The organism is Streptomyces sp. NPDC026394 (assembly GCF_055567735.1).
In genome coordinates this window covers 54,295-69,688 of the sequence record NZ_JBVHPX010000008.1, presented here as the reverse complement: position 1 = coordinate 69,688, position 15,394 = coordinate 54,295, and the positions used below count along the sequence as shown (strand labels likewise).

Genomic DNA, 15,394 nt, shown 5'->3' with positions numbered 1-15,394 from the left:
GTCCCGCGCCGGACGGCTGCCGGAACGACTTGAACGAGAGGTACCCGATGTGCCCGCTTGAGGAAACCGCCCGTGCCACGCCGTCGGAGGCGGCAGGCCGCGCCGCCCCGGCCGGCCGCCCGGCGATCATGCTCACCCTGGCGACGCTGGGCTTCGCGGTGAACTTCTGGGCGTGGGCGTTGCTGAGCCCGCTGGGCCCGCGCTTCAAGGAGACCCTGGCACTCAGCTCGTTCGAGCAGTCCCTGCTGGTGGCGGTGCCGGTCGTGGTCGGGTCGCTGGGCCGGATCCCGGTGGGGGCGCTGACCGACCGGTTCGGCGGCCGGGCGATGTTCCCCCTGGTGTCCGCCGCGACGATCGTGCCGGTGCTCTACCTGGGCCTGTTCGGTCACTCCTCGCTGGTCGCCCTGTTGATCGGCGGCTTCTTCCTGGGCATCGGCGGCACGGCCTTCGCCGTCGGCGTGCCGTTCGTCAGCGGCTGGTACCCGCCGGAGCGGCGCGGGCTGGCCATCGGCGTCTTCGGCGCCGGCATGGGCGGCACCGCCATCAGCGCGCTGACGACCGTCAAGCTGGTCGACGCGCACGGCATGGCCAACCCGTTCCTGATCACCGCGGCGGTGCTGGCCGTCTACGCCGTGCTGGCCGCCGTACTGCTGCGGGACGCGCCCGGCCGCACCGTACCGAGCGAACCGCTGGCCCGCCGCCTGGCCGACACCGCACGTCTGCCCGTCACCTGGCAGGCATCCGCCCTGTACGCCGTGGCGTTCGGCGGCTACGTCGCCTTCTCGGTCTACCTCCCGACCTACCTGAAGACCGGGTACGGGCTGGGCCAGGCCGACGCCGCCAACCGGATGGCCGGCTTCGTGCTGCTCGCGGTGGCCATGCGCCCGGTCGGCGGCTGGCTGTCGGACAAGGCGGGTTCGGTCCGTGTCCTCGCCGGATCGCTGGCGGTCGTCGTCGTGGGCGCCGCCGTACAGTCCGTGACCCCGCCGCTCGCGCCGGTGGGCACCATCGCCTTTCTGGCCATGGCCGCCGCGCTCGGCGCGGGCAGCGGCGCCTCCTTCGCCCTGGTGGCCCTGCTGGCCCCGGCGAACAAGGTCGGCTCGGTCACCGGTGTGGTCGGCGCGGCGGGCGGCCTGGGTGGATTCATTCCCCCGCTGGTGATGGGCGTGATCTTCAGCGCCTCCGGGAGTTTCTCCCTGGGCCTGCTCCTGCTGGCCCTGGTCTCGGCCGCCGCCCTGGCGTTCACCGTCACCCGGGTCCGGCGGGCCGCCGCCCGGACCGGGACCTCCGCGGACACCGCGTGAGCGCGCCGACGCCCCGTCACCTCGATGGCGGAACCGGCCCGGTGGCTCTCCGGCGGCTCCGCGAAGACACCCTGAAACGACCTCGGAAAGGCAGCGCATCCAGATGAACGCGACCAGCGTCCCGCGCCCACGACCTGCCTCCGTACCGCCCGGCCCGGAGGAATCCCGGCCGCACGTCGTGGTGGTCGGCGGCGGCATCGCCGGACTGGCCGCCGCCGCTCGCCTCAGCGGCGCGGCGGGCGGCTCCGGGTTCGCGGGACGGGTGACGCTCTTGGAGTCCGCCGGCCGGCTCGGCGGCAAGCTCCGCGGCGGCGAGGTGGGCGGTGTCCCCGTGGACCTGGGGGCCGAGGCGGTGTTCGTCCGGCAGCCGGCCGTCGTCGAGCTGGCCCGGGAGACGGGCCTGGGGGACGAGCTGGAGCCGCCGGTCACGACGGAAGCCTCCCTGTGGACCCGCGGCGCGCTGCGCCCCCTGCCCCGGGGCCACCTCATGGGCATCCCCACGGACCTCGACGCCCTGGCCGACAGCGGGGTGCTGTCCGCCGACGGCCTCGCGCGCGCCCGCGAGGACCGATGGCTCCCGCGTACCGAAGTGGGCGACGACATCGCGGTCGGCCGCTACGTGGCCGCCCGGCTGGGACGGGAAGTGGTCGACCGGCTCGTCGAACCCCTGCTCGGCGGCGTCTACGCCGGGCAGGCCGACCGCATCTCCCTGCGCGCCGCCCTGCCGCAGCTCCTCCCCGTCGCCCGCGAGGAGCGGTCCCTGCTCGAAGGCGTCCACCGGATGCGGACAGCGGCACCCGCGCCGGAGCCCGGCGCCGCCGTACCGCCGTTCCGGAGCGTACGGGGCGGTCTGGGACGCCTGCCCCTGGCCGTCGCCCGGGCCTGCCGGTCGGCGGGCGTGGACATCCGTACCGCCACCGCGGCCCGCGCGCTGCGCCGTACGGAAGACGGGTGGCGGCTGACGGTACGGAACGCGGGCGGCGAACAGCGGCTCGAAGCGGACGCCGTGGTGCTCGCCGTGCCCGCGCCCGTTGCCGCGCGGCTGCTGGCCGACGAGGTGCCGGCCGCGGCCGCCGCGCTGCGCACCGTCGAGTACGCGGACATGGCGCTGGTCACCCTGGTCTACGACCAGGCGGACCTGCCGGGCGCCCTGCCGGGCAGCGGCTTCCTGGTCCCGCCGGTGGACGGCCGCCTCATCAAGGCGTCCACGTTCCTGAGCAGCAAATGGGCGTGGCCGGGCCGGTGCGCGCCCGGGACAGCCGTGGTGCGCACGTCGATCGGCCGGTACGGGGAGGACACCGCCCTCCGCCTCGACGACGAGGAACTGGTGGCCCGTTCACGCGCCGAACTGCGCGCCGCGACCGGCCTGGCGGCCACCCCGCGCGCCACCGCTGTCACCCGCTGGGCCACCGGCCTGCCGCAGTACACCGTCGGCCATGGCGCCCGGATGGCCCGCGTGCGGGAGCACGTGGGGCAGCTCGGCACGCTGGCCGTCTGCGGGGCCGCGTACGACGGTGTCGGCATCACCCGTTGCGTCGAGAGCGCGCAGCGGGCGGCCGAAGCCATCACGGCGGAACTCGGCGCCCGCCGCCGGAGGTGAGGCATTCCGGCGCCGTACTCGTGGTGCGGCGCCCGGCGTTTAGGCTGCCCGTGCACGCTTGGCCTTCACCCTTTGAAGGAGCCTCAGTGGCACCGGTAGGTTCTCCGCGATGATTTCGACAGCGACGCAGGGCCTCGCATCGATGTCCGACGGGGCGCGGTTGCGTTGGATGGCGCTGGGGGACACGACTCGGCAGCCGCCCGTGGTCATGCTCCATGGTGGTCCGGGCCTGCCGGACTATCTGGGCGATGTCGCACCGATGATCGCGGACCTCGCACCCGTGTACCGGTACGACCAGCGTGGCACCGGCCAGTCCCCGTGGCGAGGACGCCATTCCCTTGCCCGGCATGTCGAGGACCTCGCCGAACTGCTCGATGCGTGGGACGTGCCCAAGGCCGTGCTGATCGGGCATTCCTACGGCACCGACCTGGCGAGCCGGTTCTGTCTGGCGCACCGGGACCGGGTTGCCGCCATGCTGCTGATGTGCGGGCCGTTCGTCGGTGACTGGCGCACCGCGGACCGAGTCGAGCGCGACCGTCGCATGTCCGCAGCGCAGCAGGAGCGACTGCGCGCATTGGAGGACTTGCCGCACCGCACGGAGGAGCAGGAAGTCGAGCTGCTCACACTGGCCTGGTTCACCGACCATGCCGATCCCGCACGCGGGTGGCGCTGGGCCGCGCAGGGCGCTCGGCAGCGGCGCCCCGTCAACTGGGCCATGAACGGCGAACTCGGCAAGGAAGGACGCGCGGACCCACTCGATGAGCACCTTGCCGACCTGCACGTCCGCCTGCCCGCGCGAACGGAACTCCTCGGCGGAGTCGACGATCCCCGCCCTCTGTCGGCCCTGGAATCACTCGCGCTCCGGCTCGATCTTCCACTGACGCGGATCGAAGGCGCTGGACATGAGCCCTGGCTGGAGCAGCCCGACTCCGTGCGTGCGCACCTTCGCAGATTCGTCATCTCATCGGCCTGCTGATCCCGCACGGCTGGACCGAGGCCGCCGGTCTCACCGAGCACACCTGCCACGTCACCGCCGTCGCCCTGGGCACCGTCGCGGGCGTGTGCACGCTCGGCGGCCTGGCCGCCCTCGGCTACCGGCGGCGTACCGTCGGCCCGGTCTTCGGCGCCGCCACGCGCAACGACAAGCTGAGGTACGTCCCGCTCACCTCGCCCTGGTGCATGGGCCGGCCGCCACGGCCGACGCCGACATCGCCGGCGCGGGGTACGACTACCGCACCACTATCTCCTCCTGGTTCCGGTCCGTCCCCCCTTCCGGCCCGCCCCCGCCCTGATGAGCGGCGTGCCGCTGCTGTATCAGCCGCACGCGCTCAGCGCGCCGGCCCTGTTCGCCGTCTGGCCGTTCACCCGGCTCGTCCACATGCTCACCGTGTCCCTGGGCTGCCTCGCCCGCCCGTCCCTCGTCCACCGCGGCCGGGAGGCGCAGCCGGGCGCGCGCCCTCCCCGGCGGGGCTGGGCACGCGGCCGGTGAACCGTGGGACCTTCGGCACCCGCCGGCGGCGTACACCGGGGCCGTGCGCCCGGCAAGAAGGGCCGTCCGGCCCTGGCTCTTCGGCCCTGGTGTGCGGCAGGCTGCACATGGCACCGCCCGCGGGGGCGGGGCCGCATCAGGAACATCGGAGCTGTGTGATGACGGAGAACCCTGCCGACGCCCGGACGAAGGCACCGGTCAGCGTCTTCCTGCTCGACGACCACGAGGTGGTGCGCCGCGGCGTGCACGACCTCCTGGACGCCGAGCCGGATCTGACCGTGGTGGGGGAGGCGAACACCGCCGAACAGGCGTTGGTGCGTATCCCCGCCCTGCGTCCGCAGGTGGCGGTCCTGGACGTCCGGCTGCCCGACGGCGACGGGGTGAGCGTCTGCCGCGAACTGCGCTCGCGCATGCCGGACCTGGTGTGCCTGATGCTGACCTCCTTCGACGACGAGGAGGCGCTGCTGGACGCGATCATGGCGGGGGCCGCCGGGTACGTGCTCAAGCAGATCACCGGCACCGACCTGGTCAACGCCGTACGGACGGTGGCTTCGGGCCAGTCGCTGCTGGACGCCGGTGCCACCGCGCGCGTCATGGCCCGGCTGCGCGGTGAGACCCGGCAGGAGGAACCGAAGCCGGGCCTGCCGGGGCTGAGCGAGCGGGAACGGGAGATCCTGGCGCTGGTGGGCGAGGGGCTGACCAACCGGGAGATCGGCAAGCGGCTCTTCCTCGCGGAGAAGACGGTCAAGAACAACATCTCCCGCCTGCTGGCCAAGCTCGGCGTGGAACGCCGGGTCCAGGCCGCGGTCATCGCCACCCAGGCACTCGCCGCCGCCCCGGAGTCCCGCCCCGGGGCTGCCTCCGCGACGCCGCGCGCGGGCGGTCCGCGGGTGTGAGGGCGTAGCGGCTCCCGGAGTACGACCGGCGGGGCCGGTGGGGTCGGCGGGGCGGATGGGACGGATGGGGCTGGCGGATCAATGGGGTCGACGGGACCGACAGGACCGATGGGGCCGATGGGGTCGGCTTCCCGGCCGGACGGCGTGACGCCGCGCGCGGCCGGGGGACCGGTCACTCCCGTGTGCGCCGTAAAGGCTCTCCGTACGGGCCGCCGTCGTCACCCGCGCGCGGGACGAGGCGGCTGACCACGCCCACCACCCCGTCCACCCGCCAGGTCAGGCCGATCGCGGCCGGGATGTCGTCCTCGTGCGCGAGCGTTCCCCGCAGGGTCACCAGGCCGTCCCGTACCGACACCCGCACCGCGTCCGGCGGCACGCCCAGCTCGCGTCCCAGCACCTCGCCGACCACCTCCCCGAGGATCTGCTCGTCCCGCCGCAGGAAGACCCGCAGCAGGTCCCGGCGGGTGGTGATCCCGATGAGCCGGTCCTCCTCGTCCACGACGGGCAGCCGGTCGACCTGCCGGCGTTGCATGAGGCGCGCGGCGTCCGCGACGCGGTGTTCCGGGTGCACGGTGACCGCCGGTGTCGTCATCACTTCGCCCGCGGTCGCGCCCCCGGGCGCACCGGTGCCGGCCGGGCGGCACGGAGCCGGGCGGGGCAGCCGCCCGGCCGGGCTCCCGGGCCGGTCACCCGGGGGCGCGGGCAGGTCCGTACGGGACACCACCCCCATGACCTTGTCGTCGCCGTCCACCACCGGCAGGCCGCTGATCCGGTGGACGTCGAGCAGCCGGGCCAGCTCCTTGGCCGGGGTGTCCGGGCGGGCCTGTACGACCTCCCACGTCATCACCTCGGCCACGGTGCGGTTCTGCACGGCGGTACCTCCCCTCCTTCGGTGCCTCACGGAACCGGCCTCCGGGCCGGCCGCTTTTTCCCCGCTGATCGAGTCTGGCCGAGGCCGCGGCCCCGGAGCAGGGGCCATCCGCCTCCGTCCGAGGGCCACTCGCCCCCGGTACGCCGTCCGCCGCTCCCGGAACGTCACGCGCGCGGCCCGGGCGGGAGCGGGCGGCCACCGGGGTCCGATGGCGTGTTCGCACAGGGATACGCTGGCCGGGTAAGGCGGGCGACCGAAGAAGGAGGGCCGGTGGGCACGCAGGAGCCGTTGTCGCGGATGCCGCAGATGCGACTGGACGAGTTGCTGGAAGAGCTGCAGGCACGCATCGACGCCGCGCGCGGCACCCGGGACCGGGTACACAGCCTGCTGGAGGCCGTGGTCTCGGTGGGGCGGGAACTGGACCTGCCGCAAGTGCTCCGGCGCATCGTCGAAGCCGCGGCGCTGCTGGTCGACGCCCAGTACGCGGCGCTGGGCGTGATCGGCCCGGACGGCAGGCGGCTGTCGCAGTTCCTCACCGTCGGTCTGACCCCCGAGGAGATCGCCGCGATCGGGCCGCTGCCGGCCGGGCACGGCCTGCTGGGCGAACTGATCCGCCACCCCGAGCCGTTGCGCCTCACCGACCTCGGTACCCACCCGTCGTCGTACGGCTTTCCCGCCCACCACCCGCCGATGCGCACGTTCCTCGGGGTGCCGATCCGGGTACGGGACGAGGTCTTCGGCAATCTGTACCTGACCGACAAGCGCGGCGGGCACGACTTCGACGCGGAGGACGAGTCGGTGATCTCCACGCTGTCGGTCGCCGCCGGCGTGGCCATCGACAACGCCCGGCTCTACGAGGGCGCGCAGCGCCAGCAGCGCTGGCTGAAGGCGGGCGCGGAGATCACCAACAGCCTGTTCTCCGGCATACCGCGCCTGGAGGTGCTGGAGCTGATCGCCCGCCGGGCCCAGGAGATCACCCGGGCGCAGCTCGCCGACGTCTGCGTCCCGATGCACGACACCGGTGACCTGGTCGTCGAACTGGCGCTCGGCGGGCACGGCGAGAAGCGTCGCGGTCTGGTGGTCCCGGTCGACGGCACGCTGTCCGGCGCCGCCCTCACCGCGGGGAGGCCGGTCACCACGTCCGCCCTGGCGGGTGACGAGCGGTACGCCGCCGGGCCCCGGCGGTTCGACGGCCTGGGCCCGGCGGTGGCCGTGCCGTTGGACAGCGAGGGCGGCAGCGCCCGCGGCGTGCTGCTGCTGGCGCGCGCCGAGGGCGAGGCGGTGTTCACCGAAGGGGAGTTGGACCCGCTGCACGCGTTCGCCGGGCAGGCGGCCCTCGCCCTGGAACTGGCCGAGCGCCGACGCGACGCCGAACAGCTCGCGCTGCTGGAGGACCGCGACCGGATCGCCCGAGACCTGCACGACCTGGCCATTCAGCGACTGTTCGCCACCGGTATGACGCTGCAGAGCGCCGCCCGGCTGGTCGAGCACGCCGGGGCGGCGGAGCGGGTCACCCGGGCGGTGGGCGACCTGGACGAGACCATCAAGATCATCCGTTCGACGATCTTCGGTCTGCGGGTCAGGGAGGAGGACGCGGGGCCGAGCCTGCGGGCCCGGGTGGCGCGCGCGGTGGGGGAGGCCGGCACGGCGCTGGGCTTCCCGCCCCGGCTGAGCATGGAGGGCCTGCTGGACACGGACGTGCCGGCCCAGGTCGCCGACCACGTCGTGGCGGCCCTCACCGAACTGCTGAGCAATGCGGCCCGGCACGCGCACGCGACGCGGGTCGAGGTGGCGTTGCAGGCCACCGGCGACGAGGTCGTGCTGACCGTGACCGACAACGGCAAGGGCATCCCGGAGGGCGGCCGGCGCAGCGGACTGACCAACCTGGCCGAACGGGCGGACCGGGTGGACGGGACGATGGAGATCCGTACGCCCGACGGCGGGGGGAGCCAGGTGGTGTGGCGCGCTCCGCTGTCGGCGGGCACGTGACGGAGCCGCGTCAGCGGTGTCAGGAGTGGGTGCTCGGCACCGGCTGCCCGCCACCGTATGCCGCGGCCATGGGGGAGTCGCCGGTGGTGACGAACTTCTTGATGCTCGCCAGATAGGTGTCTCGTTCGAGCAGTCCGTCGTCGTCGGTGTCGAGAACGTCGAACGCGGCGGCCGCGTCGGTTCCGACGTTTCCCGCCGCGGTGCGCAGGCGGACGAAGTCGTCGCGGCTCAGGCGCCCGTCGGCGTCGGTGTCGGCGATGTCGAACAGCGAGCCCAGCGCGGGCCGGCAGGAGCGTTCAAAGGCATCGTGGCCCACCCAGGCGCGGTATTCCTCGAAGGTCACCCGCCCGTCGCGGTCGCCGTCCATGTCCTGGAAGACCGCCTCATGGGCGGCTCGCGAGGCCGCCACGACCGGGTGGTGGAGGTCGCGGCCCATGGCGGAGGCCACCCGGTCGACCCGTGCGAGGTATTCCGCATGGGTGATGGCGCCGTCGCCGTCGACGTCCAGCATGGCGAAGATGCGGTACTGCGGTGAGTCGAACCCTGGACTGGACACGGTGCTTCCTCCCGGCTGTTTCCGTGGTGTGGCAACCGCAAGTTACCCACGAAACAGGCGGAAGACGCATATATGGAGGAAACCGGGTATGCGTGTCGGGCCTTGCCCGAGCGCGGTTTGTTCGAACAGGCCCTGAACCTGACTCCGTCGGGGAGCTTGGTGGGGGCGAGAGCAACTATCGAGGGTTCGCCAGGACTTCGGCCGGGGGACCTCGTGCCGGTCCGGTCGTTCCTTCCCCTGTGGGTCGCTGAGGTGCAGCCGAAACGCGGCGAGGGAGATCGCGGAATGGAGTCGGGGAACCATCGTCATGATGACCGGACCGGACACCGAACCGCCGCCGGCGCCGCCGGCCGGTGCGGGGCAGGCCATGCGGGGGGCTTCATCCTTAACGCCTTCACCGGCGAGACCGCATCATGGCGGTGGGAGGGGGCGGCACTGGTCCCCGCCGCGTCGGTCGCATCGGACGCCCAACGCACTCCTGAACTCCTTCGCGTCCGCCCCTCCGAGCACCCCCGGGAACCGCGCACCGCGCTGGCCGAACCGGCCTGAAGCGCGGCCGAGTCGCAGGGCGAGGAGATCGTCGCCGAGGGCGTCGAGGCTCCGGCCGGCACCGGCAGCAGCACCTGCTGAAGCTGACAGCCGCTCGAAGCGGTGACCTGGGAGCGTGGACGCGGAGACGCGCCATGTCGTCCGCGTCCACACATCATCCCCGAAGGAATGCATCGAAAGATGTACCCGACCATGTACCTGGGAATGAAATTTCCACTGCCGCGTCAAGGCCGTACCTCCCCCTGCTTTTCGCTTGTACAGTATTTCTGCAACTTCGGTGCAGTGCGGGCAGTGAGGTGACATGGGAGCAGGAACAGTAATGATTGTCCTGGGTGCCGGATTCATTGTCACGAACGCTGTGGGGGAAGGATATTTCTTTCTCGAATGGGCTGCAAAGCGCCAGCCTTTAGCGGGCGCCCTGCCTGCCGGTACGGGGTGTGTCTCGGCGGCGATTCACTGGCGCAGGGGGTTCAAGAGCACATGACGAAAAAACTTGTAGCCTGCGGTGTCGCGATCATGGGAATGGCCGTCATGACTGCCTGCGGCCCGACCGATGGCGAGTCCGTCTCATCGGACCACGCAACTACCGGCACCTCCAGTGCCAATGAACTGAGCGGAGCCAGGAAAAAGATCTTTTTTGATCTCCTTGAGAACACCAAGAACAAGCCCTCCGGGGTCAGCGACGAGGAACTCGTCAGGCAAGGCAACGCGATCTGCGCCACCGACGGGAACGGTGGTGTGGGCGGCGCCATCGGCAGCGCCATCGATGTCACCCGAGAGACCAAGAAGAAGCTCGACATCTCGTTCAAGGATGCAGTCGCCGTGGTCGGCGCGGCTCGCGCGGCCTGCAAGGCGCAGCCCTGAACCCACCTCGCGCTCTTACGAGATGGGCCGTCCGACGGGTGATCGCGAAACACGCAGAGCCGGGAGCGACCGCGTCGGCAGCGTCATCACCGCGCCTCATACGGCCGACATCCGGATCCGGCAATCACCTGCACGCGGACGAGGGGCACTGCTACTCGACGCGTTCGAACTCGTGGAAGTGGCAGCCGTCGGGGTCGCCGACCCCCCTGTACAGGCGGGGGTTCTCGCGACTGCCTGAGACGGCGAAACCTCCATCCGCCCCCGTCAGATCCAGATCATCCTCAGCGAAATCGCCGTGCGGTGTCTTGTGCGAGCCGGGTCGGATGCGCCAGGTGCCCCGTACCTCCTGAGGGGCAAGCTCAGGGTTGTCGCCGAAGACGTCGTACTTCGGCCAGTCGGTGGCTCGCATCGTCCCGTCGGCCTTCAGTTCCAGCTTGCCGGAGGGCGAGCCGACGTACTGGCCGACCAGGTCGTCCTCGGTCAATCCCTTCGGCCAGGCCCCCTCGGGGCCGCAGGCGAAGTACCGGGCGCACCCGGCCGAAGTCGCCGACGTAGCCACGACCAGTGAACAGGCCACGACCACAGCCTTCCAGCGCATCGCGATTCCCCCGATCAGTCAGATGAGCGGGATCAGTTTTTCAGAAACGACGAGACGGACAGCGGTGGGGGTGGCACGCTGACCGACCATGCGGCGGTTCCTTGCCGCCAGTGGCCCGTCTCCGGACGCTCAGTGAGTGACTCTGTGGCACCAGGGCGGCCGTCGCGCGGTTACCAGCGGGGTCGGGTTGAAGCACTGCCCCGCCCCTGCCTGCTGATCATGCATCCGGCGGGAAACTCCAGGGTTCCCGTTCCCGGCAGAGCCAAGCTGAAAGGCCGTCACGGAGGAGTCGGTGAGAGAGGCAAGCGGCCTGCTGGGCTCACTCGCCCGGATCTGGTCGGCAGTTGCCGTGCCGAACCGTTCGGCACGGTGGAACTCAAGGCCGACGGCACCTTTACCGCGACCGACTGGCCGGATCCCGGATTCTGACGGGCCCGGCAGCACCGCGGCGCATGCGGGTGGTGGAGCCGGTACGTGGAAGCTGGAACGCGAGGCCCGGCACATCGATATGGACGGTGATGTCCACCTGACCTTCACCGCGCCGGAAGCCGCCCGCGCCGGCGGCCCCAGGGCCTCGAACAAGCGCTTCACTCGTGGCAGTCCGAGGCCACGGAGGGCGCCCGCTGAGGCTCGCTCCGGGCGCGGTGGCGCCGTTCGCCGTCCTTCGCCGTGCGCGGTGCCAACAGGTGGCGGACGAGGGCGAGTACGGCGAGCAGTGCGACGAGTGCGCACACGCCGCGCCAGCCGGCCTGGCTCCAGACGCGTACACCGAGCCAGGAACCCGCACTGCCGCCCAGGTAGGCGCAGGTCATGTAGGCGGTGTTGAGCCTGCTGCGGGCGTCGGAGCGCAGGGCGTAGACGCGTACTTGGTTGGCGACCATGCCGGACTGCATCGTGACGTCGAGGAGCAGCGTGCCCACGACCAGGGCGGCCAGCCCCAGGGCGCCGCCCCGGGAGCCGGCGGTGAGGACGGCGGCCGAGACGAGAACGCCGAGCAGGCAGACGAGGTTCACCGGATCGGGACCGTGGCGGTCCACCAGGCGGCCGGCGAGCGGGGTGCAGAGCATGGTCGCCGCGCCGACCAGGGCGATCATGCCCACCGCTCGGGCGTCCAGCCCGTAGGCCGGACCGGTGAGCAGGAGCGCCAGACAGGTCCAGACCGCGGAGAACCCGGCGAAGACGGTTGCCTGGTAGAAGCACGAGCGGCGCAGGCCCGGCTCGGTGCGCAGCAGGCGCAGCGGTTCGGACAGGAGGGCCGCGTACCGCTGGCGGGAGGACGGGGCCGTGGTCGGCACCGTGAACGCCAGAACGCCGGCCAGGAGCAGCGCCACGACCGCGGCGACGAGGTAGGGAGCCCGCCAGCCCAGCCATTCGCCGAGCGTGCCGCTGAAGGTCCGGGCCAGCAGCATGCCGCCGGTCGATCCGCTCAGCAGGGTGCCGAGCACCGCTCCCTGGCGGTCGGCGCCCACGAGACCGGCCGCCAGAGGGCCGACGATCTGCGCGCCCACCGTGGTCAGACCGACCACGGCGCCGGCGGCGACGAGGGGCGGCAGCGCCGGCGCGCAGCCCGCGGCGAGCAGTGCCAGACCGGTCAGGGCGAGCAGGGTGACGAGGAACGGGCGGTGCGGCAGCCGGTCACCGAGCGGCACGAGCAGGACTGTCCCGGCCGTGTAACCGATCTGTGTGGCGGTCACCACCACGGCGGCCGCGTCGGGCGACACGTGCAGCCCGGAGGCGACCAACGGACCGATGGCCTGCGGGAAGTAGATGTTGCCGACCGCCACGGCACAGGTGACCGCCAGGAGCAGCACGGTACGACGGTTCATTCCTCGGTCCCCCGGGGGAGACCGGCCGCCGCCGCGCCGATGTCGCACTCCGCCCCGGCGGCAAACGCCGCCCACCGCTCATGAGTTGTGTTGGTCATGGCAGGAAGTCCACGGCATCGACGGTACGTCGCCAATCGATGTAGCGTACGGCTTAATGATCAGCTTTGTGCTCGGCGTCGAGGACCTCGCGGACACCCGGTTCGCCCTGTCCCCCCTGCACGAGACCCTGTTCAGCCTGCGCGTGCTGCAGGACCCGGGCCTGTCCGCGCTGCACCTGCCCTGGCGCAGGTCCGTACTCGGCGAGCTGGGCGCGCTCGACACCGGTCTGCTGATGTCCTTGGTCGCGCAGCGGCGTACGCTCCCCGACTTCCTGACGCCGAACCCCACGAGCTTCGCCCCAGCGTTCGAGGAAGAACTCGCCCTCGTCCGCCGGACGCCCGCTGCCCGCGTCCGCCACGACCTGCTGCTCGCGCACGCCCCCGACCCGCTCCCCGAGGCGCTCGGCGACGTGTCCCTCGCCGACGACGCGTCGGTCGCCGGTCTCCGCGACGCCCTCTGCGACCTCCTGCGGCAGTACTGGCAGGTGGCCGTCGAGCCGCTGTGGCCGCAGATCCGGCTGGTGCTGGAAGCCGACATGACCTACCGCGCCCGGCGGCTCGCCCTGGGAGGCGCCCGGCTGCTCTTCGCCGACATGCACCCGAACCTGCGCTGGCGGGACGGCGAGCTGTACATCCACCAGATGATCAGCAGGCACCGGGTCGAGGCGTCCGGCCGGGGGCTGCTGCTCCTCCCGTCCGTGTTCGCGCACAAGCCCGCGCCGCCGGTCGGCCCGGACGAGGCGCCGAGTCTCGTCTATCCCAGCCGGGGAGTGGCCACCCTGTGGGGCCCGGAGGCGCCGGTCGTCAGCACGGCCGCCCTGACGTCCCTGCTCGGCGCGGCCCGGGCACGGCTGCTCAGCCTCCTCGAAGAGCCGCTGCCGACCGTCGAGCTGGCCCGCCGCCTGAAGGTCACCCCGAGCGCCGTCTCCCAGCACCTGCGCGTCCTGCACGCCACCGGACTGGTCACCCGGACCCGGGACGGACGGCATGTGCTGTACCGGAGGAGCGCGCTCGGCGACCGGCTCACAGGCACTGCCGACGGAGCGCCGGCCGACGACCGCTGAGCGGCAGCAGGAGCCGGGTACGCGCCCCGTACGGCGCCGGTCCCGCCGCAGGGAGCCGCTGCCTCAACGCCCCTCGCCGCCCGCGGCGCACACCGCGACCGCGGGCTGCGCCACCAGCCGGAATCCGGTGACCAGGTCCGGCTGGATGCGCAGCACGCCGTTCATGGTCTGCGCCACCCACGGCCGCAGCAGATCCTCGTAGCGGGCCACCTGCGCCGGATCGGCCACCAGCCGGGCGTATCCGGTGACGATGACGCTCCAGCCCAGGCGGGTGTGCGGATCGATGGCATCGGCCTCGTAGGCGACCACCAGACCCGCCTCGCCCGCGGGCGGCGCGATCGAGGTGAGGGTCGCCCCGTCGTTGAGCCGGACGACGATGTCCTCCCCGTCGAGGAGGTGATTGACCGGGCGGATGGCCGGCAGGGCGTTCTGGGTGAACACGAGCCGGCCGAGCGGGACACTGCCCAGCAGCCGCAGCGATTCCTCCCGGGGCAGTTGCTGCATCCCCCGGGCCGCCAGCTCGCGGCGTACCTCGACATGCTGTGCGTCTTCGTCGTTCATGCTGCACACTCTCTGCTCCGGCGGCGCTCGTCCGGGCACTCGTTGCCTGACCGCCAGCCTTCCCGGAGCGGGCTCCCGGCGACAGGGCCGAACGGGCCCCGGTGCGGGCCATTTCGCCCGTGACGGCGGGAGAGCCCCACCCATGAGGGCCCATGGCCGGGCACCGGCTCTCACGGATGAGGCACCACCGCCACCGGGCACGGCGCGTGGTGCAGCGCCGCGTGCGCGACCGCGCCGATCTTCCGCAGGTCGTGGCGGCCCGGACTGCGCCGCCCCACCACCAGGAGCCGGGCCCGTGCGCAGCCGGCCAGCAGGACCTGCCCCGCGCCGCCCATCTCGACGTGCTCGACGACCTCCACCTGGGGGAAGCGCTCGCGCCACGGCCGTACGGCGTCGGCCAGCCGCTTGCGCTCCAGCGGCTCCAGGCCGCCGGCGTCGTCGGCCGCGCGCATGGCTTCGCCGCCCCACACCAGGACGGGCGGGATGTTCCAGGCCCGTACCGCCCGCAGGGTCGTGCCCTGGGCCGCGGCGGCCGCGAAGGCGAACTCCAGCACCGGTCCGCTCTCCCGCCCGTCCTGCACCCCCACCACCACCTCGTCCCGCGGCTGCTCCGCCTCGTCGCGGCGGGGGCTGCGGACGAGGACGACGGGGGTGGTGGCCTGCCGCAGTACGTGCAGGCCCACCGAGCCGAGCAGATAGCCGACCAGCGTGCCGTGGCCGCGCGAGCCCAGCACCAGCAGGTCCGCCGCGGCAGCCTCGGCGAGCAAGGCCGGTACCGTCTCGGCCGCCAGGATCTCCCTGGTGACGGGCAGGTCGGGGAAGTTTTCGGCCACCCGGGCCGCGGCCTCCCGCAGCACCCCCGCGGCCCAGCGGCGCTGCACCTCCTCGTCCGCCGCGACCGGCACGTCCAGGGGACGCCAGATCCACGCGTGCACCAGCCGCAGCCGCGCTCCGCGCCGTGCGGCCTCGGCGGCGGCCCAGTCGGCGGCGGCGAGGCTGTGGTCGGTTCCGTCGAGGCCGACGGTGACGATGCCGGGCATACGGGCCTCCTGAGGAAGGAACGGAAGTACGTCCGACCCCCACTCTCGGGGCACGGCGGCCGCCGCGGGGACGGCCCCAAGGTCCCGCG

Annotated in this window: 14 protein-coding genes and 1 pseudogene; 9 read left to right on the top strand and 6 right to left on the bottom strand. The window is 72.7% G+C overall.

All coding sequences use genetic code 11. From position 1 onward, the window contains the following. Window positions 1-128 precede the first annotated feature (128 nt). From ACZ4QV_RS20305 to ACZ4QV_RS20280, 6 genes and pseudogenes are all read left to right on the top strand, one after another. Window positions 129-1,304, top strand: a complete 1,176-nt coding sequence (locus tag ACZ4QV_RS20305) for an MFS transporter (RefSeq protein ID WP_467763262.1) — start codon at window positions 129-131, stop codon at window positions 1,302-1,304. A 103-nt stretch (window positions 1,305-1,407) separates the two neighbouring features. Beyond that, window positions 1,408-2,904: a protoporphyrinogen oxidase gene (hemG, locus tag ACZ4QV_RS20300; RefSeq protein ID WP_361880634.1), complete on the top strand. Its 1,497-nt coding sequence runs from the start codon at window positions 1,408-1,410 to the stop codon at window positions 2,902-2,904. A 109-nt stretch (window positions 2,905-3,013) separates the two neighbouring features. Next, on the top strand, window positions 3,014-3,880 hold the full coding sequence (locus ACZ4QV_RS20295) for an alpha/beta fold hydrolase (protein ID WP_467763202.1): 867 nt from the start codon (window positions 3,014-3,016) through the stop codon (window positions 3,878-3,880). Beyond that, window positions 3,814-4,029, top strand: a pseudogene (locus tag ACZ4QV_RS20290) (respiratory nitrate reductase subunit gamma); the annotation flags it as partial. The gene ACZ4QV_RS20295 and the pseudogene ACZ4QV_RS20290, both read left to right, overlap by 67 nt. Before the next feature lie 175 nt (window positions 4,030-4,204). Further along, window positions 4,205-4,393: a respiratory nitrate reductase subunit gamma gene (locus ACZ4QV_RS20285; RefSeq protein WP_361150792.1), complete on the top strand. Its 189-nt coding sequence runs from the start codon at window positions 4,205-4,207 to the stop codon at window positions 4,391-4,393. 158 nt (window positions 4,394-4,551) lie between these two features. Further along, the gene (locus ACZ4QV_RS20280; RefSeq protein ID WP_361589098.1) at window positions 4,552-5,289 is read left to right on the top strand and encodes a response regulator transcription factor; all 738 of its coding nucleotides are present in this window, start codon (window positions 4,552-4,554) and stop codon (window positions 5,287-5,289) included. A gap of 172 nt (window positions 5,290-5,461) precedes the next feature. Here the strand turns inward: ACZ4QV_RS20280 and ACZ4QV_RS20275 are convergent, their stop codons facing one another. Further along, window positions 5,462-6,160 carry a CBS domain-containing protein gene (locus ACZ4QV_RS20275; protein WP_467763201.1) on the bottom strand — a complete coding sequence of 233 codons (699 nt, stop codon included), beginning with the start codon at window positions 6,158-6,160 and terminating at the stop codon, window positions 5,462-5,464. Window positions 6,161-6,430: 270 nt separating this feature from the next. Between ACZ4QV_RS20275 and ACZ4QV_RS20270 the strand changes: the two genes are divergently transcribed. Beyond that, entirely contained in the window at window positions 6,431-8,149 is a 1,719-nt protein-coding gene (locus ACZ4QV_RS20270) for a sensor histidine kinase (RefSeq protein ID WP_467763200.1), read from the top strand. Between the two features lie 19 nt (window positions 8,150-8,168). On the opposite strand, the gene ACZ4QV_RS20265 is transcribed toward ACZ4QV_RS20270, so the two are convergent. Next, window positions 8,169-8,705: an EF-hand domain-containing protein gene (locus ACZ4QV_RS20265; protein ID WP_361150800.1), complete on the bottom strand. Its 537-nt coding sequence runs from the start codon at window positions 8,703-8,705 to the stop codon at window positions 8,169-8,171. A gap of 1,029 nt (window positions 8,706-9,734) precedes the next feature. Between ACZ4QV_RS20265 and ACZ4QV_RS20260 the strand changes: the two genes are divergently transcribed. Beyond that, window positions 9,735-10,118 carry a hypothetical protein gene (locus ACZ4QV_RS20260; RefSeq protein WP_361150803.1) on the top strand — a complete coding sequence of 128 codons (384 nt, stop codon included), beginning with the start codon at window positions 9,735-9,737 and terminating at the stop codon, window positions 10,116-10,118. A 151-nt stretch (window positions 10,119-10,269) separates the two neighbouring features. Here ACZ4QV_RS20260 and ACZ4QV_RS20255 read toward each other — a convergent pair whose 3' ends face one another. Next, a complete protein-coding gene (locus tag ACZ4QV_RS20255; RefSeq protein ID WP_467763199.1) occupies window positions 10,270-10,716 on the bottom strand; it encodes a hypothetical protein in 447 nt (148 codons plus the stop codon). Window positions 10,717-11,303: 587 nt separating this feature from the next. Further along, window positions 11,304-12,542: an MFS transporter gene (locus ACZ4QV_RS20250; RefSeq protein ID WP_361638142.1), complete on the bottom strand. Its 1,239-nt coding sequence runs from the start codon at window positions 12,540-12,542 to the stop codon at window positions 11,304-11,306. 154 nt (window positions 12,543-12,696) lie between these two features. Between ACZ4QV_RS20250 and ACZ4QV_RS20245 the strand changes: the two genes are divergently transcribed. After that, a complete protein-coding gene (locus tag ACZ4QV_RS20245) occupies window positions 12,697-13,704 on the top strand; it encodes an ArsR/SmtB family transcription factor (protein ID WP_361150811.1) in 1,008 nt (335 codons plus the stop codon). 63 nt (window positions 13,705-13,767) lie between these two features. Here the strand turns inward: ACZ4QV_RS20245 and ACZ4QV_RS20240 are convergent, their stop codons facing one another. Then, on the bottom strand, window positions 13,768-14,265 hold the full coding sequence (locus tag ACZ4QV_RS20240) for a pyridoxamine 5'-phosphate oxidase family protein (protein WP_467763198.1): 498 nt from the start codon (window positions 14,263-14,265) through the stop codon (window positions 13,768-13,770). Window positions 14,266-14,435: 170 nt separating this feature from the next. Next, window positions 14,436-15,305, bottom strand: a complete 870-nt coding sequence (locus ACZ4QV_RS20235) for a universal stress protein (RefSeq protein ID WP_467763197.1) — start codon at window positions 15,303-15,305, stop codon at window positions 14,436-14,438. Window positions 15,306-15,394 lie beyond the last annotated feature (89 nt).